We start from the raw sequence: 24,459 nt of genomic DNA, 5'->3' as shown, positions 1-24,459 counted from the left end.
ACGATAATATGTAAACAGCCCAGTCGGATGGAAGTCCGACTGGGCTGTTTACATATTATCAATTAGTCTTCCGGATAAATCATCTGATCAGGAGCTACATTGCAACGCTTTGCCCAAGGGTAATAGATGAATGCAGTTGCAAGTAAGCCAACAATCCAGGAAATGTCGGTACCTCCTAACATCTTGGTAATGGGGCCTGTGTACATGGCTTGAGCCATGAATGGGATTTGTATCAATACGCCGATAAAATAGGATACAAGCGCAGGTGCATTCCATGCGCCATAACGTCCTTGGGGATTATATAAGGCAGGAACATCAATGTTTTCTTTTGAGATCAAATAAAAGTCAATGAGATTAACAGAACTCCACGGGGTGAAAACCATGAGCAGAACCAAGACAAAGTTCTTGAAAAGATTGAGGAAATCTTTGCTAGCAAAGAGGGCAATACAGACCGAAGCCGTGATCATTGCCACTATGAAAAGGGCACGTTGGGTTTTCGAAGCACTTTTTTTACCACTAAGCGCAGTAGTGATTGTCAATAACGACATGAAAGAACCATAGGCATTAAGCGTATTGACTGTTAGTTTGCCGATGACTATGACCATATAGATCACAACGGCAATCATTCCGATTCCCGCTAGTTCACCTAAATAACCTACCTGGTTTTTCAGGAAATTTCCGCCGTACCCCGCAAAGCTGGCGGCACTAATAATGACGCCAAGTGTCATCGCCCATTGGGTGCCGATTACGGTTCCGAGAAATGTATTCCAGAATGTGGCCGATTGGGGTGTGCTGCGCGGTAGATAACGGCTGTAGTCTGCGACATAAGGACCGAAGGTGAGCTGCCAGCCTGCCGATAGAGAAACAGCCAATAGGAAGGTGGTCAATTCAAAAGGCTTTACACCAAATAGAGAAGCGACAGGGAATTTTACAAATGCCATGATTGTAAGATAGCTAAAGCCGAGAAGACCTGTGATGGTAGCAATTCTGCCTAAAGCATGGATATATTTATAGCCAAGAAGTGCCAATAATACGGTGAGGCTGCCAAAGATTATAATACCAACAGCTGGCGTTTGAACGCCGAGGATGCCGTTTATAGCCTGTCCGGAAAGCACTGTGCCGGTTGTAGCGAAACCGAGGTACATGAGTACAGCTAAGACAAGGGGTACAATCGCACCAAGGACACCAAATTGCGCACGACTGGAGATCATCTGCGGCAAGCCCAAACGTGGTCCTTGCGCAGAGTGAAGGGCCATAACAGCACCTCCCAAGATATTACCAATAAATAGACCGATACAAGCCCAAAGAGCGTCAGCGCCAAAGACTACAGCCAAAGCGCCGTCCACCACACTAGTAACCTGCATGTTTGCTCCGAACCAGAGTGTGAATTGACTGAATGGAGTGCCATGCCTTTCGTGATCGGGAACCATATCAATAGAATGTGTTTCAATCAAACCTTCTTTTTCTTGGGCCACTACTTTCACTCCTTTTTTCATAACTGCTCAATAATTGATTGAACAGAACGTAAGTCTTTTTTTGATCAAATTATGCTTGATCTTAATAAAATCTTCTTTGGGAGAACTCCTTCCGTAACATATTTGAATTTTATTTGATGCTTAAACTATAGTATAAGCAGAAGCTGTCTAAAAAACGTCGATTTTTGTTTTATTAAATCATCATTTATAGCTATGCTGTCCGAAAAAGTGGTATTATGATAAAAAAAGAATGGATGTAAAAAAGTTAGTGGTGAAGCGTTATCATTGCATCACCTACCTGCGGCAGAATATAGATCAAACTTTTTTATTGGAGTTGAGTTTATGGGTAAATTACGTGTGATTATGTTTGGAACTCCGGCTATTTATTGGAATGAGCATAAAATGAATTTTCCATTTGTCAAAATGGAGGCTATGTTATATTATCTTTTGGTTGTTGGTGAAGTCACCCGGGAAAAGTTAGCCACAATGTTTTGGGGAGAAATGGATGATGCTGTTGCCAAGAAAAACTTGAGCAATACTATCTATTTAATTAAAAAGACTATGTCTACCGCGTTGTTAATTACACCAAATCGCACAACGATTGCCGTCAATCCAAGCCTTATTGATAGTACCGATGTAGAATTACTTAATACACTGGAAGTACAAGACTTTCTGGATAGATGCCAAGGGGATTTTTTAGATGGGTTTTACTGCAAAAATACGGATGCCTTTGATGAATGGGTCATTTTGGAACGTGAGCAGTTTAAAGAACAAATAACAGCGCGTCTTACTAAAAACATTAGTAAGCTTATCAATGATAAAAATTATACTATTGCCAAAAAAAATATTAAGCAATTAATCAAATTGGATGAATATAACGAAGGTGCTTACCGTTTATTAATGAAAATTTACGAACGGGAAGAAGTCTTTTATAAGGTTATTGAAATTTACCACGATCTTGAAAAAAAATTGGAGAAAGAGTTAAATCTGCAGCCCAGTACCAAGACCCAGGAAATAGTTAAGCGTGTAAGAGAAAAAAAGATTGTTACAACAATAACTCCGGAGTTTCCGGATAAGGAATGGTTTTTCGGTAGAGACATGGAGTTGCAGGTTTTGCGTGTTGCTGTTGATCATTTTTGTTTAAAACGCCATAAGCGGCAAATGATTCTTCTGCAGGGGGAGCAAGGGGTTGGCAAAACGGCGATTGTAGAGCGTTTGTTTGAAAATGGTTCGGCCGATAATTTAAGTGTTTTACGGACAAAGTGCTATCAAGCAGAATTAGCTTATGCTTATAAAGCGTGGAGTAGTATTTTTATACAGGTGATGAACCTGTTAAAACAAGATAAAATTACGATTCCGCCATTATGGCATAAAGTAATGTCTTATTTTTTCCCTGCCCTTGAAACAAGTGAGGCTTCTGCCGGACAAGAATCTTTTATGGTGGCTTACGAATTTAACCCGACGATGGTTGAGGAAATTATGTGTGGTGTCTTAGGCCGACTAACTAAACAGCGGCAGGTTATTATAGTTATTGATGATATTCATTGGATGGATAGTCAGAGTTTGGCAGTATTACATCAAGTTTTGCGCCTTCATGGTGCTCGAATTTTTTGTATTGCGATATGTCACAGTGAATATATAAGTCAGATCGAAAAGTTTTTGTGGGATTTTGAACGGGATGACATGATCGAGAATTTTATGGTTGAGAGATTTAGCTTTGAAGATGTGGTCAAATTATTGGAAGCAAAACTACCTGCAAATAAAATCAATGTGGAGCTGCAACATAAATTGTATGAGTACACCGGTGGTAATGCTTTATTTTTAATGGAATGCTTACATCTGCTGGAGGCGGGACAAGAATTGGGCAGTGGTTCTCTGCGGTTGCAAAGTGTGCTGAAAGAGCGGATTGGTAATCTTTCAGATAATGCCCGTAGAATACTTGAGGTAGCATCCATTTTTTTCAAATACTCTAGTTATAACGAATTGTTAGCTGTCTCTAAGATGGATGAATTAGCAGTGGTTGAAGCTATTGAAGAGTTAGAACGAAAAAAATTGATAGCCAAGACAGATAGTTCGCTGCACCAGGGACTTATATACACCTTTTACAATTTGCAGATTCAGAGCTTCGTGTATCAACAGATGTCGGTACCCAGGCGAAAATTGCTTCATAAGTGGGTGGGCATGGAGTTAGAAAGGCAATTTCATAGCAAACTAGAGACTAAAGATATTTACGAATCAATTTTATATCATTACACCCAAGCTGATGAAAAAATCAGAGTTCTTGAATACACAGTAAGGCTGGCTGAAAAATATTTCTGCCCGCAGTATGAATTGTTTCCAGAATTAAATGATTGCTATCCTGCCGGTTACAGCAATTTTAGGGAAAGTCGCCGTCAAACTATGGGCTATCTGGAAAAAATTGCTGAATTGCTCAATCGTATGGCAGCAGAGACGGTTGATGCCGGACAGGTAGCTGTTTATCAAATTGCGTATTGGGAAATGATGGGGCGCCATTATATTTGGCGTGGCGAGCATGTAGCAGGCATAAAAATGATTCATAAATTGTTGCGATTGGCTTCCACCAGAGGACTTCAGGATTATATAGGTAAGGGTTATCAACAAATGATATTTTTAGGTATTCAAGTTAGCAGACCCAGTATTATTAAAAAATTTGCTGAAAAACTGTTGCATATGGCAGAAAGGGGAAATTTACTGGAAAAAAAAGCTGCAGCCTTACGTTTTTTAGGAATTGCAGCAGCTTTAAACGGAAAATCGATGCAGGCAGAGCAGTATTATCGCCAGTCTATTGGGCTATTTAAAAAATTGGATATACGGAATAACTGCTATGTTCTGAACATTGCTGCTAGTTACAATTACATTGGAAACTTGCGGCGCGATGCTCTTGCTATGAAGGAAGCTCTCAACTATTACGAGCAAGCGGTCAGAATTGCAGGTCACAAAAGGATTAGTGAAGGCGTGGCCGTGTTTTACATCAATGCCGGATATACTGCCTTTAAACTGGGCGATAATGACAAGGCACGCCAATATTTAGCAGAAGCGTTGGCGGTAGGAGATGGTTTTGGGGACTACACGGGGTATTGGTGTTCACGGAGTTACTGTACACTATACTGTGTACTGGCTATCATTGCCGTCCAAGAAAAGCGTTGTCACGAAGGGCGAATGTATTTGAGTAAAGCCGATGAATTTTTAAATAGATATCATGATCATTATCAAACCGGACTGGTATTACAAACAAAAACAAAAATTAGACAGGTAATGGATAGAAATCATATTGTAGCTGATGTTTTTGGCGATTATTTGACGTTGTCAGCTTTAGAATATTATAAGCAGGCGCAAACTGTTTTTAATAAGTCAGGCGGGGCTTTAGATATGCAATCGTTGGATGAGGTCGTGTCAGGCTTTTCTTGAAAGATTTGATTAGTAATGTTTACTGATAATCTTTATTATCGCTAATGGGAATAATTTATGTACCAAACAACTGTTCCGTGCTATAATAAACATAGCGATTTAGAAAGCTGGTGTAAGCTATGTATGACCCCAAAGAGTTGTGGAAAGAAGTTGAACAGTTACAAGGAATACTTCATGAGACTATTGGTAAAAAAGGTGCTAACTCACCTGACGCGATTCGGGCAATTCAAGCATTCAGGAATAAGATGCAGGAATATAATGATTTAATCAATCGTCGTTAATTAACCCTTGATAAAAGAGCAACTACGTGTTAAAATAAGATAAATTAATAATTTAGGTCAATGCAGACCTCCTGAGCTTTTGCTCGGGAGGTCTTTTTTCTTAAGCTACCTTGTTTTTGCTAATCATAAAAATCTGGACAGAGAATTGAGATTGTGCTGATATCTCAATGAATTGGAGCGATTTACGATGAAAATACCAGATGCAGACTTAAAGCAAGAAATTGCGCGCGTCAATAACAATGTAAATCTTTCACTGTTTGGAACAGGCTTGCGAAAACAACGGGTAACCATTGTAGAAAACAAGATTATTATTACCGCCGATCATAAGCGCGTTCCTGCGCTGGCTGCACTTGACCAAAGTGACCGAATGTCCTCACGCTTAGCAGATGTTGCGATATTAGACGAGTATAAACGCCGCCTCAAGGAAGAGTTTATAAATCAAATAGGGCTGCCGGTGGTCTGCGTTCTAAAAGATTACGCTCCCGATTATGAATTGGCTGTGACGTTTATTCTGCTTAAGGATGCTTTAATAAAAACGTAAGATCGAGAAGGAACATACTAATTATTATGTAATATCCACAGTTTGAATGAACTAATAAAATGTCTATAGGTGGGTCGTAGGAACTCAAAAGAGAGCCGAAAGCTACCGCTTTTTGGAATGTTGATGAGTACGTAGAACAAGCGTACTCATGTAACATGACTTAGCGGTAGCTTTGTTTTTTTTAGGAGGTTTTATTTATCCAGATGGAAAGTATAACTTTCCCTGGATTGAACGACTAAGGCTTCTGCCGGCGTCCTAAAGGACTTGGCACAAGCCAAGTCTTATCTTATTGGGACAAGTATAAGCCTGTAAACGCCGGCAAGTAATAGTATAGCTGAAACACAACTTGTTCACCGATCGAGGAGGTAATTATATTGGATGAGATTATTAAAGTAAAAGATGTTTTAAATGCATTAGACAAAATAACTGGCGGCAGATGTGTCAAGAATCTAGATGATATATTCAGTGGCAAGAATAAATTTGTGATTATGAAGTCATCTAACATTCCTGGTAAAGAATGCATGGAAATGCCTGGTCTTATTTGTGGGAACTTAGAGGCAACCGTAAAGAAGCTTGCAGTAACCATGACACTTACCGAGTGTAATATTGAGTTAGCAGGTGCTACCGGTGTTGATGCTATTATTGCGCATCATCCGGTGGTTGATGCTGCCAATTCCGGTGGTGTTACGATGAGAGGGTATTTAAACTTGTATGGTTTATCGGTTTTTGAATTACATGAAGCTTTTCACGGTCTGCACCCTGGCATTGCTTATATCCATGGTCACAAGTCTTTCCGTGTCGATATTGCTTACGGCAATATACCAGGCAATATCCTGTATGTTGGCAAAGCCCTGAAGGATATACCAACGATCGGGGCTATTTTGGATCGGCTTAATGAATTTATGGGTATGCAGGAAGAACAAAAAATGTTGCTAACAGAAAAAAATGTGCGAAATTGTCATGAAATTTGTGAAACTAATGTGGCTACAGGAGGCAAACTGCTTGTCGGCACGCGAGAAAATAAAGTGGGAACAATTCTTCATATCTTCCCACACACTGGTTTTACGGCACAGCATCTTGAAATGGCGAAGCGAGAACACCCGGAAGCAGATACTGTTATTGCGTCAATAAGCCGAGTTGGGAAAGATAGTGAGCTAGTGAAAAAGGCGGAAGAGCTTGGTCTTAATTTCGTTGTCGGCAATTGTCATGCCATGGAAATTTTGGAAAATGGGTTGCCGCTGGCCATTGCTTTGCAAAAAATACTACCGGAAGTGGAGGTGGTACTCTTTCGCGAGCGGATTACCTCTACCCCGTTACATAAGGTTGGTACCACCGCTATCCGAAATTATGCGGATTATATTGCCAGCGAATATTTGATAAACAAGGAAGGAGGTAACGAGCAAACTGGCATAAGGTGATTCTGTGACAACCTAATTATAGATTTACAGCAAATATAAAATGTAGGGAGGACAAGACAATGGCAACTATATCTGATCGTTTGGGTAAGCTTCCTTTAGGTAGTTTCCACTATCGGCTCCTGGCACTAATGGGGTCAGGCATTGCATTCGAGGCGCTAGACACAGGACTTATTGCCTTCGTTTTAGCGAAAATGATCGGGGCATGGAGCTTATCCCCAGCCCAAATTGGGTATATCAGCAGCGCTGGCCTAGTGGGCATGGCGGTTGGCGCTATTCTGTCCGGCACGTTAGCAGACCGGGTAGGACGAAAAATGATTTTTGTCGCAACGTTAGGAATCTATGCCGTGGGTACTGGACTGTGCGGTCTAGCCTGGAACTACGAATCCTTACTGGCCTTTCGTTTTTTAGTAGGTGCAGGCATCGGTGGACAGCCACCAGTGGCGAACGCGTTGATGAGTGAGTATGCTCCAGTGAGGCATCGTGGAAAAATGCTGGTGCTGCAAAATAGCAGCTGGGCAATTGGTTGGCTAGTGGCAGCTTTGATTGCCTATCTGATCATCCCCAAATACGGCTGGCAACTTGCCTTTTATATCGGAGCGCTACCAGCACTCATCGTTGTTTACGTGTGGCGAATATTACCTGAGTCGGCCATGTATCTTGTAAGTAGAGGGCGACATATGGAAGCCCACGTACTGGTTTCCAAAATCGAGCAGGAATTGGGTGTTCCGGTAGGTGAGCAGCCGCGTGCTGACGAAATGCTAAGTGTGAGCACACAAAAATTCAACTTTACCGACCTATGGTCTCCGCTTTATATCCGTCGTACCATTTGCCTATGGGTCTTATGGTTTGGTATGGTGTATTCCTATTATGGTATTTTCACATGGCTGCCCTCACTATTAGTGAAAAGCGGGCATACTCTCATTCGATCTTTTGAATTTCTGTTGTATATGACTCTGGCCCAAATCCCCGGTTATTTCGCCGCCGCCTATTTTGTGGACAAGATTGGGCGCAAGGCGACCATGGGATCCTTGCTGGTCGTCTGTGCTTTGTCTGCTTATATGTTTGGCAGTGCCAAGTCTGCGGAAGACATTGTGCTGTGGGGTTGTGTCATGTCCTTTTGCAACTTAGGTGCTTGGGGAATAACTCATGCTTATTCTACAGAGCAATATCCTACTCATGCAAGGGCTGCTGGCGTAGGCTGGGCCGCCGCCTGTGGGCGGATCGGTGGCATTGTTGCTCCGATTGCTGTTGGAACTCTAATGACAGGCTCTGATCAGTATGGCACGGTATTTACCATGTTTACCGTTGTATTGGCGATCATTGCGTTAGACATTATATTCTTGGGAAAAGAAACTATGAATAAATCGTTGGATGAATTGACTGAGAGGCAGCTTATTGACGCTCAGGCACCTGCGGCTACAAAGAGCTTTGCGTTGGATAATACCAAAAGCTAGTTTAGTCTGATACTGGTTACATTAGGGGAACTGTGATCACGAATGTTCCCCGTGACTGCCAGTCAATTCGCACATCAGACCGGTTAAGGGGAATATGTGTTGTCATGCCGCTTACTGTGGCTATGTCTAGGCTTACACTAGCAGCCAAGAGACCGGGGTCAAGTATGATATCAGTATTAATTAAGAATGATATTTCAGATAGATCGTTCGGAAGAGTTATTCCAATGGATGGTGCAGCTTCGATTGCCGCTGACATATTCGAAGCGCTATAACGGTTGCTGCGTCCAGACCCTGCGAGGCGCTTGTCAGGTGGAATAATACCAGCTAATAAAAATTCGTCACGGCCAGCCGAATCTGGGTACAGTGTATTCCCTGCCAATGCAGTACTTTCAAAATAATTACTGGGGACTACCGCGATCTCCTTCTGAGTGTTCCAATCAAAGTAATACTTCATTGTTAACTACACCTCCATAAGATTTCCTTATATAAATATGTCATCCCTGCTAATTTTGTTCTTGCAGTGTTGTGAAGCGCCAGTTGTATAGAATATTTTTGTTGAAGCGCTATTGTTATAAGGAGTAGCCTTAGTCGCGTGGAACGCAGTTAGAGTGAGAGTTAAGGCTTCAAGGAGCGAAAGAAGCGATCGGCATTGAGACGATTAATACCAAAGAAGTATAGTAGTTTATATAGTAGGTGAACGTGAGGAGGTGCAGAAATGATGAAGAAAGTAGTAATTGTCGGTGGCGGCTGGGCCGGTTCTGCTGCTGCGTTAGCAGCGCGAAATACTGGTTGTGAGGTAGAACTGTTTGAACGGGCAGATATGTTACTTGGCACCGGATTAGTTGGCGGAATTATGCGTAATAATGGTCGCTTTACTGCTACGGAGGAAATGATTGCAATGGGTGGCGGGGAGTTATTTGAAATCTGCGATGCATGCTCACGCCATAAGAATATTGATTTTCCAGGGCATAAGCATGCTAGCTTATATGATGTATCAACCATTGAACCAGCGGTTCGTAGAGCATTGCTGGAGGCCGGGATAAAAATACATTTAATGGCTCGCATCAACGATGTTATTGTCGAGGCTGGCAAAATTGTCAAAGTTATTGCCGGTGTATTGCATAAGGATGAGGAAATGGAAGTTTATGGTAATGGATTTGTTGATGCATCCGGTACAGCCGGTCCCCAAGGTAATTGCATGAAGTATGGCAATGGCTGTGCCATGTGTATGTATCGTTGCCCGACCTTTGGGCCACGTTTCAGCATTGCTGCGAAGGCTGGCGTAAAAGAAGTTATCGGCGAAAAAGCCGATGGTACTTTGGGCGCAATGAGTGGATCATGTAAACTTCACAAAGATTCCCTTGCGCCTGAAGTCAAGGAAGAACTCGACAGAACCGGTGTTTGTGTTATTGCGGTTCCGACGCATTTGCAAAAAAGCATGGAATCCCTTGGGCAAAAGGCATGCCAACAGTATGCACTAAAGGAATTTGCCGAGAACATTGTTTTATTAGATACTGGTCATGCCAAACTCATGTCGGCCTATTACCCCCTCGAGTTGCTGCGCCAAATACCTGGATGTGCTAATGCCCGATTTGAAGATCCATATGCTGGCGGCATCGGCAACTCTATGCGCTATTTCGGTATGCTACCCCGAGACAATGCTTTGCAGGTACAAAGTCTGAAAAATGTCTTTTGCGCTGGCGAAAAAGCCGGATTACTTGTCGGTCATACCGAAGCAATTGTAACTGGAACACTCGCCGGTCACAATGCTGCACGACTTGTGTTGGGGCTTGATCCAATCCAAATTTCCCAAGAATTAGCTTGTGGTGACGCTATTGCTTATGTAAATGAAATGATGCAGACAAAGGCAGGACTAACGAAGAAGTATACCTTCTCTGGTTCGGTATATTTTGAGCGTATGAAAAAGAAAAACCTCTATACCACGAACATAGAAGAAATCAAGAAAAAAGTTACTCAGACCAATATGAGTGGAATTTTTGCAGAGAAGCTTGAATAGGCCCCTTTTTGAGCACGTATACAATTAGGGTTATTTAATGGAGGGCTGTCTGTGGGCAATATAACAGTGGCAAGGAGACTAGACCAGATTGCTTTCGCAGGAATCCGAAAAGTCTTCGAAAAAGCCAATCAATTAGAAGCACAAGGTAAAAAGGTGATTCACTTTGAAATAGGCCGTCCCGATTTTGATACTCCAGTTCACATCAAAGCGGCGGCGAAACAGGCGTTAGACAAAGGCTTGGTCCACTATGCTCCGAATAGTGGAATCCCAGCATTGCGGGAAGCCCTTTCGGCAAGGCTTAAAGCCGACAAAGACTTGACTTATAACCCTGATACCGAAATCATAATTACAGCTGGGGGACAGGAAGCTTTGTATGTAAGCTTTTTGAGCATTCTAAATGAAGGGGATGAAGTAATTCTTCCTGATCCCTGTTTTGGTCCGTTTCCCTTGGCAGTGGGCCTGGCCGGTGGTGTCCCCGTTAAAATTGGACTGCAGCCAAGTCAAAACTACGGTTACGATTGGGAGGCCGTTAAGAAAGCACTATCTCCCAGGACTAAGGCGATTGTAGTGAATTCCCCCCATAACCCGACAGGCGGTGTTTGGTCAGAGGAACAACTAAAAACAGTGGCTGCCTTTGCCTGTGAGCATGATCTATGGTTAATCTGCGATGACGCCTATGACCATTTGATCTACGAAGGCTGCCGTCTGTCACCTGCTAAATTTCCGGGAATGCGGGAACGAACCATATTATGTGGTTCCCTTTCTAAAACCTATGCAATGACAGGCTGGCGCATTGGCTATATAGCTGCGGTTGAGCCGATCATTGGCGCAGCTATCCGGCTGCAGCAGAATATTATGCTGTCACTCTGCACTTTCGCTCAGCATGGAGCGGTGGTAGGACTAACCGGTTCGCAAGACTGCGTCCGTACTATGGCAGCTGAATTTGCTCGCCGCCGTCAGCTGGTACTGGAAATGGTCCGACAAATCCCTGGAATTGAATTGAGTGGAATTCCCAAGGGAGCATTTTATGTTTTTCCCCGCATTACTCTGCCTAACATTACTTCGGCTCAGGTCGCTGACTACTTATTAGATAATGCGGGTGTTGCGGTAGTCGACGGCTTGGCTTTCGGGGCAAGCGGTAATGGGCACTTTCGCCTATCCTATGCGGTGTCGTATGAAGATTGTCGGGAAGGGCTGGAACGTATTGCGGCGGCGATGAAAGTGCTGGCGCAAAACAATAGTTAGGGGGGGAGAAATATGCCTATTATAATAAGTGCCATGCCAAAGTGGCGGTTTGATGCGTCGCAGGTTGCCTTGCCTGAAAACTGGGATATTCGGTTTATCAATCCGTCAACAGAGGAAGAATTGATTCTGGCCTGCAAGGAAGCGGAGTATCTGTTAGTGCCGGCTAGTACTCCCGAAATTAACGCCAATGTCCTGCGAAACAGTACTCAAATCAAATTGATTCAGAGCGTAGGTGCAGGGTTTGACCGTATAGACACACAAACGGCAGCAGCTTTAAAAATACCGGTGGCCAATGTTCCTGGCCAAAATGCCAAATCAGTGGCTGAATTCACCATTGGCCTGATGATTGCACTCCAGCGGCAGATCCTTGTGGCAGATCAGGAAATAAAAGCCGGCAGGTACGGAGAGATACGAAAAGTTCTATTTAAGCAGGGACTAAGTGAAATAGAAGACAGCAAGATTGGGCTAGTCGGGTTAGGGACGATTGGCCAGCATGTAGCGAGAATTTTACATAGTTTGGGGGCCTCTGTCAGTTACTACGATGGCAGGCGGCAACTGCCGGAAACAGAAGCTCAATTGCAGGTAAGCTATAAATCTCTGGAGGCACTGCTGGCAGACAGTGATATTGTAAGCCTGCATGTGCCGCTTAATGATACTACGCGCGGTCTTATCGGCCAACGGCAACTGGAACTTATGTCGCCTGGTAGTTTTCTGATTAATACTGCGCGAGGTGAAATAGTTAATCAGATGGCCTTGGCGCAGATGCTGGAAACCGGCCGCATTGGTGGTGCGGCAATTGATGTCTTTACGCCAGAGCCGCCAGAATTGGAAAACCCGTTGCTGACTCTTTCACCTGCGGCTAGGGATCGGTTGATTGTGACACCGCATATTGCGGGAGTTACTGTCAGGGCAATGCGCAAGATGCTGCAGGCTAGTCTGGAAAACATTGCGCGAGTCGTAAACGGTCAACCGCCGGCAAATATAGTAAATAGATAAAGGTCTAAGCAATAAAGCCAAGGAAAATTGGTTACATTCTGATGCATAGTGAAGCAGGAATCTGACCCTATTCGACTTATTGAAAGTATCCTAAGTTTGGTATGCAGGCGCTCTGCAGTTTGAGCAGTAGCGGGACATACCGGAATGATACTATGCGAGAGCGGAAGGGATTGGATATCTTGAAAACAGTATTGATCACATCTAAAGAATTTGGCAGCCAAATCGATGGGCAGCATAGAATAAACCTGGAGCAGTATTTTGCCGAAAACGGTTGGCAGATTGTATGGAACTCGGCAGGTTCTGCGATGAGTGCCAGAGACATCATCCAGCAGGATATTAGGCATAGGCTTGACGCAATTTTGGTTTATTCCAGTTCAGATGAAATTAGCCACGAGGTTTTCAAACACTGCCGAAATTTAAAAGTGGTATCCCGGCATGGTGTGGGTATCGAGAATATTGATGTCCTGGCCGCTCAACAAGCAGGCGTGGAAATTAAAACAACTGCCAAAATGCCTGGATATGAGACAGTTGCAGATTTAACCTTTGCGTTGATGCTGTCTTTGGCAAGGAAGGTGCCGCAGATTGACTCTACATTACGAAAAAACAGCTGGTATCGCCCTGTTAGCAGCGATGTTTGGGGAAAAACGCTTGGGATAGTTGGATTAGGACGTATTGGAAAAGCGGTTGCTAAACGGGCTAAAGGCTTTGATATGAAAATTTTGGTTTCCACGCGCCACCCTGATGCTGCCTTTGTTGCCGCAAACGGGATAACTTTGTGCTCAAGGGAGGAACTGTTGACCGCAGCTGATTTTGTCAGCTTGCATTGTATGTTACATCAAGAAACCAAGCATATGATTGGTGCCTCGGAGTTTGCCCTGATGAAACCAAGCGCATATTTGATTAACACGGCCAGAGCAGGTCTGGTAAACCAAGGTGAGCTACTTACCGCGCTGAAAAGCAAAACAATCGCCGGTGCAGCTATTGATGTATTCGAAAACGAACCGGCAGTGAATGATCCCATCATCGCGGAAGGCTTGGATAATGTTGTGGCAACCACGCATGTTGGCTCATATACGGTGGACTCTCTGAAGCGGATGGACTTTCTGGTGGCAGAAAATATTGTAGAGGCAGTATGATAACTAGTAGATGAATTGCAATAATGTATTGAAAGCGGGGATTTAACAACTTGATAAAATTGGTATGGTAGAGGCGCGAGACGCAATAGTACTACAGGGAGCTGGCTGCGATGAACTGTCAGGAAAGGGCGGATTGCCGAAGTGCTGGGATTGCTAATTCCCGGCATTGGGGCCGTATTCAACAGGTACGGCACTGTCATCTTCGGATGGTGAGCTATCGCACGAGGGTAAGACTCCTCTTCACTATGCCGGCAGCCTCTAACGTATAGGGTGGCTGCCTTTTTTCTATTAGTTTGTCAGAAGGTAGGATTACATTTCTGACAAAAAATTGACAAAGACTTAGCTTGCGATAGTAGAATCCCAACTAATTTAGGAGGTGAAAGTATGAACTGGGATAATATGCCGCTATTAGTCATTCTGGTACTGTCGGTTATTGGAAACAACAATTCCGTGGCCTTGGCCGTTTTGGCGCTGTTGTTAATAAAATTAATGGGTTTCTCATCCTGGTTTCCTAGTATTGAAAACTATGGACTAAATATTGGTATTACCATTTTGACAATGGCAGTGCTAACGCCTTTGGCACAGGGGCGAATTTCCATAGGAGAAATGCTAGTTGCCTTCAAAACGCAGGCTGGTGTGATTGCCATAATTGTTGGGTTAATTGTATCTTGGGTGGCAACGCAAGGCATGTATTTTTTGAAGGCGTCGCCTGAAACTACGACTGCTTTGATTATAGGTACAATCGGCGGTGTTTGTTTTTTGCACGGTCTGGCAATTGGGCCGCTTATTGCCGGCGGCGTAGTAGCCATGATATTAAATTTATTGAATTTGTTAAAATGAATTACTCCCAAACAAATCACAAAAAATTCTAAAAAAACCACATATTCCATTTTTTCTCAACATTGTATACTAAAGGTATCCTACGGAGAGCTCGTTTATTATCTATTTCAGTCAAAATCATAAGTATATTACTAATAGCAGGAGGTGAAAGCAAGGCCATATATCATCTATTAACGCAATTTTCTGTTCTCTGTTTGGATAATTTGTATTGATTATAAGGAGACTACTAATGAAAAAATTCTTAATTCTTGCAATCATGGGAATGCTTGTATTCTCTACGGCTGTCGTTGGCGCTAAAGCCAATGGTGATTACATCGACATCCAACGAGAAGCTTTCCAAAAAGAGGTTAACGGTAAGCAAGTTGATTTGTTCACACTGACAAACAAAAACGGTGTAGTCGCAAAAATCACCAACTATGGCGGAAAGATTGTACAACTTTTAGTGCCTGATAAAAATGGACGACTCGGCGATGTAGTGCTTGGTTACGAGACTCTTGATCAGACCATCAATGGACAAGCTTCGATGGGGTGTACCATCGGACGTTACGCCAATCGGATTGGTAAAGGGCAATTTACGTTAGAAGGAAAAGACTATCAACTCACAGTTAACAATGGCGCAAATCATTTGCATGGTGGTACTAAAGGAAGCCGCTTTGTTGTTTTTGACGCTAATCAGATTGATGCCAAAACCTTGCAACTTTCCTATTACTTTAAAGATGGCGAAGAAGGTTACCCTGGGAATTGCTTATTAAAAACTGTCTATTCACTAACAGACAATAATGAACTAATCATTACCTACGATGCAGTAACCGATAAACCAACCATTGTAAATTTTACAAACCATGCTTTCTTTAACTTGGCAGGAGCCGGTAGCGGCACCATTCTAAATCATCAACTAACCTTAAACGCTGACAATTTCACTCCTGTTGACGGTACACTAATTACAACTGGAGAAATCCGCCCTGTTAAGGGAACTCCAATGGATTTTACCAAAGCAACTACAATTGGTGCTAGAATTAACGATTCATATGAACAGTTAAAATTTGGCCCCGGGTATGACCACAATTATGTATTGAATAAGGCAGGCAGCGAATTGAGTTTTGCCGCTCGTGTTTATGAACCTAAATCAGGAAGAGTCATGGAAATCTATACAACCGAGCCTGGTATTCAGTTCTACGCAGGAAACTTCCTTGAGGGAAAAGTTCCTAGAGATATCGGTAAAGGAGGCAAAGCTTACAATTTCCGTGAGGCCTTCTGCCTGGAAACACAGCATTTCCCTGATTCCCCCAACAAAGATAACTTTCCTTCAACTGTATTAAAACCGGGCCAATGGTTCTCATCAACCACAGTGCATAAATTTTCCATAAAAAAATAGTAATAATTGAGGCCATCCAAGACAGGTGGCCTCAATTTTATTATTGCTGAAAGCGTGGATTCTTTTTGTGGGCGCTATTAAAAACTAACAAAGTGGGATTACCTTTAGTTTCAGAGTAAAGTAATGAATAGAGGAAAATGGTGTCCTGGTTTCGTATATAATAATTCAGGCTGTAAAGTTAGGTGACACAAGCAAAGTGGGCCTTTGGCCGTATTTTGGATTTTACATAGAAACATGATCTGGGAGGACAGTTATGGCAGAATGGAAAAATGACAATGAACTTTTCGCAATCATGCGCAAAGAACTTTATACACCAGTAGTTGGCGATATTCTTGATAAATTGGGACGGTATCATCAGTTTCTGCCGCAAGCGGTGCAACCGATGAAAGAGGATATGGTGCTTGTTGGTCGGGCTATGCCTGTATTGATGATTGATGTGTATGGCGAGCAGAAAAAACCGTTTGGCTTATTGACAGAAGCGCTTGACCAATTGCAGCCAGGAGAAATCTATATAGCCAGCGGTGGTGATATGTGCTGTGCCTATTGGGGAGAACTTTTGACGGCGACTGCTAAAACGCGGGGCGCTAATGGGGCTGTGGTCAACGGCTTTCACCGCGATACTCCCATGGTTCTGGAACAAAATTGGCCAGTATTTTCGCGGGGAAGGTATGCGCAGGATTCTGGTGTCAGAACACAGGTTGCCAATTACAGATGCCCGATTGAAGTGGGTGAAGTATGGATCAAACCAGGCGATCTGGTGTTTGCCGATCTTGACGGTGTGCTGATTATTCCGCAGGAAATCGAAAGTGAAGTCATTGTCCAGGCTTTGGAAAAAGCCAGGGCAGAAAAAGTGGTGCGCAAAGACATTGAGAATGGTCTTTCGAGTACAGATGCCTTCAAAAAGTACGGAATCCTGTAAAACCAGTTCGATCCCTTCCAGGCATCTGTTTGGAAGGCTTTTTTATTTTCGGCAAGAAAATAAACGGTGAATTTAACAGTAAATGTCCCTTGCATGCACGCAAAGAGAATTTTTGTCCATTGACGATATACAGAAAGGGCATTATAATAATCTTGGTACCTCTTTTAAATTTAATATCTATAGGATCTATTTTTATCAAGAGGTAAATTTGCAAAAATAGGAGTTGTCTTTTGCGTGTTCAAATCTTTATTTTCTGCGATCAGTAAAATTAGCTTAGTCAAACAAATAGTTCTTGGTCTTGTCCTTGGTCTTATCGTTGCGCTGTATGCGCCAGACCTTGCCAGCCGGGTAGCCCTTTTTGGGACATTATTTGTTGGTGCTTTAAAAGCTGTGGCACCAATATTAGTACTAGTCCTCATTATGAGTGCCCTTTCTAGTCAAAAGCAGGGCGTAGAAACCAATATGAAATCTATTATACTTTTATATATTCTGGGTACTTTTTCCGCTGCTTTTATTGCAGTGGTAGCAAGCTTCCTCTACCCAGTAGACCTTAAGCTTGTTGCTAATGCATCAGATGTAACACCGCCGAATGGTATTGTCGAAGTACTGCGTACTCTTGCTTTGAATGTTGTTGATAATCCAGTAAAAGCATTAATGACTGGTAATTATATTGGCATTCTCTCTTGGAGTATTATTTTTGGCATTGCACTTCGGCATGCCAGTGATACAACCAAAGAAGTTATTAATGGTTTTTCTGATGCTGTATCGCAAGCCGTACGTTGGGTTATCCAACTTGCTCCTGTGGGTATCTTTGGCCTAGTTGCAGATTCTATCTCTCGCAATGGTATTGAAGCCCTTATCGGCTATGGCAAGCTACTCGTACTTCTAATTGGTTGTATGCTTTTTGTTGCGTTGGTTATAAATCCACTTATCGTATTTTGGAAAATTCGTAGCAATCCCTATCCATTGGTATTTACCTGTCTCCGTGAAAGTGGTATTTACGCTTTTTTTACGCGTAGCTCTGCTGCGAATATCCCTGTAAACATGAATCTTTGTAAAAAACTTGACCTTGACCCAGATACGTATTCTGTATCTATTCCGCTTGGCGCAACAGTCAACATGGCCGGTGCGGCTGTAACTATTTCCGTACTTTCCCTAGCAGCAGTTCATACCCTCGGTATTCCTGTTGATATCTGGACTGCTTTACTTCTCAGTATTGTGGCTACCATTGGTGCTTGCGGTGCCTCTGGCGTAGCCGGTGGATCGCTGCTGCTTGTACCGATGGCCTGTGCACTCTTCGGTATTAACAATGATATTGCGATGCAAGTTGTTGGGGTAGGCTTTATCATCGGTGTATTGCAGGACTCCTCCGAAACAGCTCTCAACTCCTCTACAGATGTACTCTTTACCGCGGCTGCAGATATCGCCAGATGTAAAAGGCAAGAACAATTACAATTACAAATGCAAGAAGAATTATAAAATAAAATAGGGCCAGCTGTTTACCAGCTGGCCCTATTTTATTGCCATGATAAAGCAGAGAACTAGTTACCTGGGGAATACTATGTAGTTTCTATTATCATACACATAAGAAGCAGCTTTATTTTGCTATGCTGCATATTAACCAGAGTAGTAGCGCTGTCCCGACAGGAACAACTACCAAAGAGCCTATTACCGACAAGACATCTAAAACCATGATAATCCCCCGGTACATCATATGCAGGAGGGCAGTTATTGAGAATCCAAAATAGATGCCTATTTTTTTATTGTAGTTTTAGTTGAAAACAAGGAAATACAGGAGCTGTAGGCAGAATGTATAAATATAGCAGTGATTCCGAAAATTAGTATGTGAGCATTTGTAGTAAATCTAACATTGTTTCATTCACAATAAATAGGAGATGATAAGATGAATATTTCGTTGGCAGACATAAAAAAAGCCAGGGAAACGTTGACCGGGGTTGCTGTACGGACAGAGCTAGCCTACACCAATACGCTGAGTGATATGACAGGTAATAGTGTTTATTTAAAAATGGAAAATCAACAGCGTACAGGGTCTTTCAAGCTGAGAGGTGCGTACAATAAAATTGCAAATTTAAATGAAGCTGAGAAGAAAACCGGAATCATTGCTTCGTCTGCAGGCAATCATGCGCAAGGGACAGCTCTTGCAGGCACACTTTTTGGTATTTCGTCTACTATTGTGATGCCGAAAAGTGCCCCCTTGTCGAAAATTAAAGCGACGCAAAGCTATGGCGCCAACGTTGTTCTTCATGGGAGTGTTTATGATGAAGCTTATGCGGAGGCACGGCGTATTCAAGCGGAAAAACAATTGACGTTTATTCATCCCTTCGACGATCCTATGGTTATTGCCGGTCAGGGGACAATTGCTTTAGAAATATTGGAAGATTTGCCTGATGTCGAGGTCATCGTTGTACCGATTGGCGGCGGCGGGTTGATTTCAGGTATCGCTATCGCCATTAAGAATCTAAAACCCAACGTAAAAGTAATTGGCGTTCAGACGAAAAATATGCCATCCATGGTTGAGGCTATTGCGCAAAAAAAGATTGTCACTTGTAACGGCTGTCCCACTATTGCCGATGGAATCGCAGTGAAAACTCCTGGCGAGATAACCTTTGAACTTGTCCAGCGCTATGTTGATGATATTGTAACCGTAGACGAAGAGGAAATCGCGAGTGCGATATTGCTCTTGATGGAGCGTGTCAAAACGATCTCAGAAGGATCAGGTGCTGTTGCTGCTGCCGCAGTACTAAACAGACTACAGGAATACAAAAACAGCAAAATAGCAGCAATTATTAGTGGCGGTAATATTGACGTAAACATGATGTCTCGCATCATCAATAAAGGCTTGACGAAATCGGGACGTAAAGTAATCTTCAATATGGTGATTCCGGACAAACCTGGTTCACTATGGAAATTATTGCAATTGACAGCTGAAACAGGAGCCAACGTGCTGAACGTTACCCACCATCGGGAAAGCCGCGGTGTTGCACTCGGATATGCGACTGTGGAATTAGAGTTGGAGACTGCCGACCAAGCGCAAATCGATGCCATAAAATATCTGATGGAACAACAGCAGTATTGTGTAAATATTGTATGATCAACAGGGGTTGAGAGTGAGTGCTTTATTACGAGGAGAGTACCTATGTCAGAAGTAACAATTAGAGGAGTTCAGCTGAAAGATGTAGAGCGTGTAACTGAAATCGAAGCAATTTGTTTTCCCGAAGCAGAAGCAGCACCACGAAAATCATTTGAAGATAGAATTACTGCGTTCCCAGAATGCTTTCTGGTAGCTGAGACGGAGGGGCATTTAATCGGATTTATCAACGGATGTATCACCAACAGTGCTGTTATCCATGATGAACTATTTTATACTACAGAGCACCATATACCAGAGGGGAAAAACGTAGCTATCTTTGGACTGGATGTAACTCCTGCCTACCGAAAACAGGGAATTGCAGCTCTCTTAATGAATCACTTTATTCAGTTAGCCAAGAATACTGGTCGAAAAAGTATTATCCTAACTTGCAAGGCTCAGTTGGTTGATTATTATAAGTCCTTTGGCTATGTGAATAACGGGGTCTCTAAATCTACACATGGTGGAGCAGTGTGGTTTGATATGATACTTGTTCTCTGAATTAGGACAGGTACGTGTTTTTTAGTCCATTATTTTTATTTTTCTAATATTTTCTAAACAAATTCTAAAAGTTGGAGTTTAATATTTAAATAATGGTTTACCACAATAAGGAGGCGAAGGAATTCATATGAAAAGTATAGCGAAAAAGGTTATAATCTACTCAATGGTCGGACTAATGCAAGTGGGTTTATTTGCTACTGTTGTCGAGGCATCACCACGCCATGAGGAACCGCCACGGTATGAGCACCATAGAGATCAACATCAGAGAGAGTGGGAAAAAGAAAGAGCTCATAAAATACACGAGGAAAACAAGCGCCATGAAAGAGAAATGAAGCGGCGCCCGTTTGAGTCGAAGAGGCAGTGGCGCGAAAGGATGAAACATGAAAATGATCGCCACGAAAGGGCAATACATGCGATCATGGAACACCACCGAGATTGGCGTAGGTAACGCTAGAGAAGAAACAAGAATCGTGAGCTTGAGGGTGTAAGTGGTGATTGCCTCAATGAAATTTTAAAATAAAAAGACCTGACTCTAATCCAACGAAGGGAAAAGAGTCAGGTCTTTACTGCGTAAGGCAGTAGTGATTAACTAGGAAATGGTATGCAATTTAAAAATGTTCAGGTATAATTATAGATAGAATTTACATCATGGATAAAGGGAGTGTACTAAATGGAACGAAAACCGACGTCGATTCCCCCTGTCGAAAGATTAGGAAAAATCTCGCCTGTACGTCCCATTCAGTTCTTTAACCAGCTGTCTGACCAAAGTATGCCGCGCAAGAAGAATAAGCTGAAGAATCAACAAGTCGATCAAGCCAATGAGAAGGGTTTGAAGCAGAAAGAGGGCTCAATCGATCTTAAAGCTTAGTATCTTCAGGACTCGCGGGGCGCTTTTTGGTATACCTCATTCAAGACGTAAAGGAGAATTGTACATGAAGAAATTATTAACGGGAAATGAAGCGGTCGCCCGTGGAGCCTTCGAAGCAGGCGTGAAATTTGCGTCTGCCTATCCGGGTACACCCAGCACGGAAATACTTGAGAATATCGCTACCTATAAGAAAGATATTTTGGCAGAATGGGCACCAAATGAGAAAGTCGCCTTAGAAGCTGTTATTGGCGCATCTATCGCTGGTGCGCGCTCCATAGCCTCAATGAAGCATGTCGGAGTAAATGTGGCCGCAGATCCGTTATTTACTTATGCCTATACAGGAGTAAATGGCGGAATGGTGCTGGTTACTGCTGATGAGCCTGGTCAACATTCCTCGCAAAATGAGCAAGATAATCGTAATTACGCGAAGTTTGCCAAGATAGCAATGTTGGAGCCGACAGACAGTCAGGAAGCCAAAGATATGACCAAAGCTGCTTTTGAAATCAGTGAAAAATATGATACACCAGTGTTACTGCGGATGACGACAAGAGTATGTCACTCTAAGGGCATTGTTGCATGTAAGGACCGGGAAGAGGTTGGTATTAAAGACTATGTGAAAAATACTAAGAAGTATATAACAGTACCAGCTCACGCCAGAATACTGCGACTAAAAGTAGAAGAACGACTGCAAAAACTGCTGGAATTCTCGAACAATACCAGCTTGAATTATATTGAATGGAATAGCACCAAAATTGGCGTAATCGCTTCAGGAGGATGCTGCAGTTACGCTAAAGAAGTATTCGGGGATAGCGCGTCCTACTTAAAACTAGGCTTTACTCATCCGCTGCCAACTGAGAAGATTAAAGAATTTTGCAATAAAGTGGAAAAGGTTTATATTATTGAAGAGAATGATCCGTACATTGAAGAGCAAGTTCGCCTATTAGGCTTTGAGTGTATCGGTAAAGACCTGATTCCCTTTTGCGGTGAATTAACACCTGATGTTATCAGAAAAGCAATTTATGGTAAAGAAAATCCGTCCATTGACTATGATGCAGATAAAGTTGTTCCAAGACCGCCAACCTTGTGTGCTGGCTGTCCGCACAGGGGATTTTTCTATACCATAGGTAAGCGGAAAAATCTTCTGGTTTCCGGGGATATCGGCTGCTATACTTTGGGTTTTGCGGAGCCTTACAATGCGATGGATTATAATATCTGTATGGGTGCAAGCATTAGTGCTGGTCATGGGGCGCAGCAAGTATTTAGCATGCAAGAAAACTTGCCAATGCGGGCTGTCGCTGTTCTTGGTGATTCCACATTCTTCCACACTGGTATCAATTCGCTCCTGGGTGTAGCCTATAACCAGAGTAATACCATTACGGTAATCCTGGACAACAGAATTACCGGCATGACCGGACATCAGGAAAACCCTGGTTCAGGCTATACCCTGCAAGGCAAAGAGACTACTCCGGTAGATATAGAAAAACTGGTAAGGGCCTGTGGGATTGAACAGGTAAAAGTTATTAATCCCAATGATCTTACAGCAGTGGAAAACGCGCTGGACTGGGCGCTGAGCTTACATGAACCAGCAGTAATTATCACAAGATGGCCTTGTGTATTAAAGAAATTTTCACCGCAGGATAAAGAAGAGTTTAGGGGAACCTTTACTAAGCGCTGTACTGTGGATGCCGAAGTATGTGTAGGCTGCAGAAGCTGCATTAAAACAGGTTGTCCGGCCATATTCTTCGATAAAACCAGCAAAAAGGCGAGTATCGGTCTAGACTGTGTAGGGTGTGAGGTATGCCTCCAGGTTTGTCCGAAACAAGCGATTCAAAAGGAGGAAGCATAATATGGTGAAGAGTATTCTTTTGGTAGGAGTAGGCGGCCAGGGTACCATACTTGCCAGTAAGCTTCTGACAACAGGCCTGATGGAAGCCGGATATGACGTAAAAATGAGTGAAATTCATGGTATGTCGCAACGAGGCGGCTCGGTATCGTCGCAGGTTAGATACGGAGATAAAGTGGAATCTTCGGTTATCGAAGTAGGTGGAGCCGACATCCTGGTATCTTTTGAGAAAATGGAAGCCTTACGTTGGCTGAAATATCTAAAACCAGCTGGAAAAGTTGTGGTAAACGACTATGAAATAAATTCGATGCCCATTCTTTCTGGGAAATTTGATTATCCTGCCGGAATTTTGGAAGAATTGTCAAGCAAAGTTCCAACAAAAGTAGTCTGTGCGGCAAAGCAGGCGGCAGAGCTTGGTAATTCTAAGGTTATGAATATTATTCTGTTAGGCACCATTATTAAATCCATGGGCCTGGAAGCTATTCATTGGGAAAAAATAATACGTGACAATGTTAAGGCGCAATTCGTAGAGCTGAATGTAAAAGCGCTTGCAGTAGGCATGAGCTTAGTATAATGAAATATAAAGAATATATTATCTATTGACTATTATGCAGTAGGTATTATTATTAAAGTATCCGTAAGTGGAGGCGATAGATATGTTAATCGACGGTGTAAAAGTTGTCGCAGAGTCCGAAATTACCGAAGAAGAGATCAGGGCAATCGTTGCTGAAGAGCAGCAACTATGGACGCGCAAAGGGAAAGAACTTGCTTCCGTGCAGTTAAGCATACATGGAGATGAGATTGAAGTTAAGGCAGTTGAACGTTCCCCGATTAAGCGGGTACGCCGGATAACTGGGTATCTTAGTACCGAGGACCGCTTTAATCCCTCGAAGCAAGCTGAATTGTCGGACAGGCGTGCCCATATTTAGTGCTGTAACCATCCGCGACAATTGGTGTAAAGGCCATTGTCGCG

General features: G+C 42.9%; 22 protein-coding genes and 1 riboswitch. Of the genes, 20 read left to right on the top strand and 2 right to left on the bottom strand.

The window, feature by feature from the left end; translation table 11 throughout:
- Nucleotides 1-62: 62 nt before the first annotated feature.
- Complete coding sequence (locus ACZ449_RS21425) at nucleotides 63-1,475, bottom strand: purine-cytosine permease family protein (protein ID WP_464258083.1); 1,413 nt, start codon at nucleotides 1,473-1,475, stop codon at nucleotides 63-65.
- Nucleotides 1,476-1,817: 342 nt separating this feature from the next.
- Here ACZ449_RS21425 and ACZ449_RS21420 point away from each other — a divergent pair, with 342 nt between their 5' ends.
- The 5 genes from ACZ449_RS21420 (at nucleotide 1,818) to ACZ449_RS21400 (ending at nucleotide 8,598) form a co-directional block, all read left to right on the top strand.
- A complete protein-coding gene (locus tag ACZ449_RS21420; RefSeq protein WP_464258082.1) occupies nucleotides 1,818-4,904 on the top strand; it encodes an AAA family ATPase in 3,087 nt (1,028 codons plus the stop codon).
- Nucleotides 4,905-5,023: 119 nt separating this feature from the next.
- Entirely contained in the window at nucleotides 5,024-5,185 is a 162-nt protein-coding gene (locus tag ACZ449_RS21415; RefSeq protein WP_464258081.1) for a hypothetical protein, read from the top strand.
- 187 nt (nucleotides 5,186-5,372) lie between these two features.
- The gene (locus ACZ449_RS21410; RefSeq protein ID WP_464258080.1) at nucleotides 5,373-5,726 is read left to right on the top strand and encodes a hypothetical protein; all 354 of its coding nucleotides are present in this window, start codon (nucleotides 5,373-5,375) and stop codon (nucleotides 5,724-5,726) included.
- 374 nt (nucleotides 5,727-6,100) lie between these two features.
- Entirely contained in the window at nucleotides 6,101-7,144 is a 1,044-nt protein-coding gene (locus ACZ449_RS21405; protein WP_464258079.1) for a Nif3-like dinuclear metal center hexameric protein, read from the top strand.
- Nucleotides 7,145-7,203: 59 nt separating this feature from the next.
- Nucleotides 7,204-8,598, top strand: a complete 1,395-nt coding sequence (locus tag ACZ449_RS21400; RefSeq protein ID WP_464258078.1) for an MFS transporter — start codon at nucleotides 7,204-7,206, stop codon at nucleotides 8,596-8,598.
- Nucleotides 8,599-8,614: 16 nt separating this feature from the next.
- Here the strand turns inward: ACZ449_RS21400 and ACZ449_RS21395 are convergent, their stop codons facing one another.
- Nucleotides 8,615-9,052 (bottom strand): hypothetical protein, encoded by a 438-nt coding sequence (locus ACZ449_RS21395; protein WP_464258077.1) that lies wholly within the window; start codon nucleotides 9,050-9,052, stop codon nucleotides 8,615-8,617.
- Nucleotides 9,053-9,313: 261 nt separating this feature from the next.
- On the opposite strand from ACZ449_RS21395, the gene ACZ449_RS21390 reads away from it, so the two are divergent.
- The 15 genes from ACZ449_RS21390 to nrdD all read left to right on the top strand — a co-directional run bounded on the left by ACZ449_RS21390 (nucleotide 9,314) and on the right by nrdD (nucleotide 24,415).
- Nucleotides 9,314-10,615, top strand: a complete 1,302-nt coding sequence (locus tag ACZ449_RS21390) for an FAD-dependent oxidoreductase (RefSeq protein ID WP_464258076.1) — start codon at nucleotides 9,314-9,316, stop codon at nucleotides 10,613-10,615.
- Between the two features lie 51 nt (nucleotides 10,616-10,666).
- Nucleotides 10,667-11,860: a pyridoxal phosphate-dependent aminotransferase gene (locus ACZ449_RS21385; protein WP_464258075.1), complete on the top strand. Its 1,194-nt coding sequence runs from the start codon at nucleotides 10,667-10,669 to the stop codon at nucleotides 11,858-11,860.
- Between the two features lie 12 nt (nucleotides 11,861-11,872).
- The gene (locus ACZ449_RS21380; RefSeq protein WP_464258074.1) at nucleotides 11,873-12,856 is read left to right on the top strand and encodes a 2-hydroxyacid dehydrogenase; all 984 of its coding nucleotides are present in this window, start codon (nucleotides 11,873-11,875) and stop codon (nucleotides 12,854-12,856) included.
- A gap of 179 nt (nucleotides 12,857-13,035) precedes the next feature.
- Nucleotides 13,036-13,992 carry a phosphoglycerate dehydrogenase gene (locus ACZ449_RS21375; protein WP_464258073.1) on the top strand — a complete coding sequence of 319 codons (957 nt, stop codon included), beginning with the start codon at nucleotides 13,036-13,038 and terminating at the stop codon, nucleotides 13,990-13,992.
- 60 nt (nucleotides 13,993-14,052) lie between these two features.
- A riboswitch (Lysine riboswitch) is annotated at nucleotides 14,053-14,217 on the top strand.
- Nucleotides 14,218-14,376: 159 nt separating this feature from the next.
- Nucleotides 14,377-14,832: a DUF441 domain-containing protein gene (locus ACZ449_RS21370; protein ID WP_464258072.1), complete on the top strand. Its 456-nt coding sequence runs from the start codon at nucleotides 14,377-14,379 to the stop codon at nucleotides 14,830-14,832.
- A 229-nt stretch (nucleotides 14,833-15,061) separates the two neighbouring features.
- Complete coding sequence (locus ACZ449_RS21365) at nucleotides 15,062-16,207, top strand: aldose epimerase family protein (protein ID WP_464258071.1); 1,146 nt, start codon at nucleotides 15,062-15,064, stop codon at nucleotides 16,205-16,207.
- Nucleotides 16,208-16,460: 253 nt separating this feature from the next.
- Entirely contained in the window at nucleotides 16,461-17,126 is a 666-nt protein-coding gene (locus ACZ449_RS21360) for an RraA family protein (RefSeq protein ID WP_464258070.1), read from the top strand.
- 234 nt (nucleotides 17,127-17,360) lie between these two features.
- A complete protein-coding gene (gene sstT, locus ACZ449_RS21355) occupies nucleotides 17,361-18,605 on the top strand; it encodes a serine/threonine transporter SstT (RefSeq protein WP_464258069.1) in 1,245 nt (414 codons plus the stop codon).
- A 424-nt stretch (nucleotides 18,606-19,029) separates the two neighbouring features.
- Complete coding sequence (gene ilvA, locus ACZ449_RS21350; protein ID WP_464258068.1) at nucleotides 19,030-20,238, top strand: threonine ammonia-lyase; 1,209 nt, start codon at nucleotides 19,030-19,032, stop codon at nucleotides 20,236-20,238.
- A gap of 45 nt (nucleotides 20,239-20,283) precedes the next feature.
- Nucleotides 20,284-20,775, top strand: coding sequence for a GNAT family N-acetyltransferase (locus ACZ449_RS21345; protein ID WP_464258067.1), 492 nt, complete (start codon nucleotides 20,284-20,286; stop codon nucleotides 20,773-20,775).
- A gap of 127 nt (nucleotides 20,776-20,902) precedes the next feature.
- Nucleotides 20,903-21,223 carry a hypothetical protein gene (locus ACZ449_RS21340; protein ID WP_464258066.1) on the top strand — a complete coding sequence of 107 codons (321 nt, stop codon included), beginning with the start codon at nucleotides 20,903-20,905 and terminating at the stop codon, nucleotides 21,221-21,223.
- 222 nt (nucleotides 21,224-21,445) lie between these two features.
- Nucleotides 21,446-21,643, top strand: coding sequence for a hypothetical protein (locus ACZ449_RS21335; RefSeq protein WP_464258065.1), 198 nt, complete (start codon nucleotides 21,446-21,448; stop codon nucleotides 21,641-21,643).
- A gap of 64 nt (nucleotides 21,644-21,707) precedes the next feature.
- A complete protein-coding gene (gene iorA / locus ACZ449_RS21330; protein WP_464258064.1) occupies nucleotides 21,708-23,489 on the top strand; it encodes an indolepyruvate ferredoxin oxidoreductase subunit alpha in 1,782 nt (593 codons plus the stop codon).
- 1 nt (nucleotide 23,490) lies between these two features.
- Nucleotides 23,491-24,060 (top strand): indolepyruvate oxidoreductase subunit beta, encoded by a 570-nt coding sequence (locus ACZ449_RS21325; RefSeq protein WP_464258063.1) that lies wholly within the window; start codon nucleotides 23,491-23,493, stop codon nucleotides 24,058-24,060.
- Between the two features lie 82 nt (nucleotides 24,061-24,142).
- Entirely contained in the window at nucleotides 24,143-24,415 is a 273-nt protein-coding gene (nrdD, locus tag ACZ449_RS21320) for an anaerobic ribonucleoside-triphosphate reductase (RefSeq protein WP_464258062.1), read from the top strand.
- Nucleotides 24,416-24,459 lie beyond the last annotated feature (44 nt).

The sequence above is a fragment of the Desulfosporomusa polytropa genome (assembly GCF_055380075.1).
Note: the sequence above shows the minus strand (reverse complement) of the source record. Positions and strands in the feature narration are given on the sequence as shown.

Excerpts from the sequence above, each read along its gene's own strand:
- ACZ449_RS21335 (WP_464258065.1), top strand. The coding sequence starts at position 21,446 with ATGGAACGAAAACCGACGTCGATTCCCCCTGTCGAAAGATTAGGAAAA.
- ACZ449_RS21360 (WP_464258070.1), top strand. The coding sequence starts at position 16,461 with ATGGCAGAATGGAAAAATGACAATGAACTTTTCGCAATCATGCGCAAA.
- ACZ449_RS21340 (WP_464258066.1), top strand. The coding sequence starts at position 20,903 with ATGAAAAGTATAGCGAAAAAGGTTATAATCTACTCAATGGTCGGACTA.
- ACZ449_RS21390 (WP_464258076.1), top strand. The coding sequence starts at position 9,314 with ATGATGAAGAAAGTAGTAATTGTCGGTGGCGGCTGGGCCGGTTCTGCT.
- ACZ449_RS21415 (WP_464258081.1), top strand. The coding sequence starts at position 5,024 with ATGTATGACCCCAAAGAGTTGTGGAAAGAAGTTGAACAGTTACAAGGA.
- ilvA (WP_464258068.1), top strand. The coding sequence starts at position 19,030 with ATGAATATTTCGTTGGCAGACATAAAAAAAGCCAGGGAAACGTTGACC.
- ACZ449_RS21410 (WP_464258080.1), top strand. The coding sequence starts at position 5,373 with ATGAAAATACCAGATGCAGACTTAAAGCAAGAAATTGCGCGCGTCAAT.
- nrdD (WP_464258062.1), top strand. The coding sequence starts at position 24,143 with ATGTTAATCGACGGTGTAAAAGTTGTCGCAGAGTCCGAAATTACCGAA.
- ACZ449_RS21400 (WP_464258078.1), top strand. The coding sequence starts at position 7,204 with ATGGCAACTATATCTGATCGTTTGGGTAAGCTTCCTTTAGGTAGTTTC.
- ACZ449_RS21365 (WP_464258071.1), top strand. The coding sequence starts at position 15,062 with ATGAAAAAATTCTTAATTCTTGCAATCATGGGAATGCTTGTATTCTCT.
- ACZ449_RS21370 (WP_464258072.1), top strand. The coding sequence starts at position 14,377 with ATGAACTGGGATAATATGCCGCTATTAGTCATTCTGGTACTGTCGGTT.
- iorA (WP_464258064.1), top strand. The coding sequence starts at position 21,708 with ATGAAGAAATTATTAACGGGAAATGAAGCGGTCGCCCGTGGAGCCTTC.
- ACZ449_RS21325 (WP_464258063.1), top strand. The coding sequence starts at position 23,491 with ATGGTGAAGAGTATTCTTTTGGTAGGAGTAGGCGGCCAGGGTACCATA.
- ACZ449_RS21420 (WP_464258082.1), top strand. The coding sequence starts at position 1,818 with ATGGGTAAATTACGTGTGATTATGTTTGGAACTCCGGCTATTTATTGG.
- ACZ449_RS21380 (WP_464258074.1), top strand. The coding sequence starts at position 11,873 with ATGCCTATTATAATAAGTGCCATGCCAAAGTGGCGGTTTGATGCGTCG.
- ACZ449_RS21345 (WP_464258067.1), top strand. The coding sequence starts at position 20,284 with ATGTCAGAAGTAACAATTAGAGGAGTTCAGCTGAAAGATGTAGAGCGT.
- ACZ449_RS21395 (WP_464258077.1), bottom strand. The coding sequence starts at position 9,052 with ATGAAGTATTACTTTGATTGGAACACTCAGAAGGAGATCGCGGTAGTC.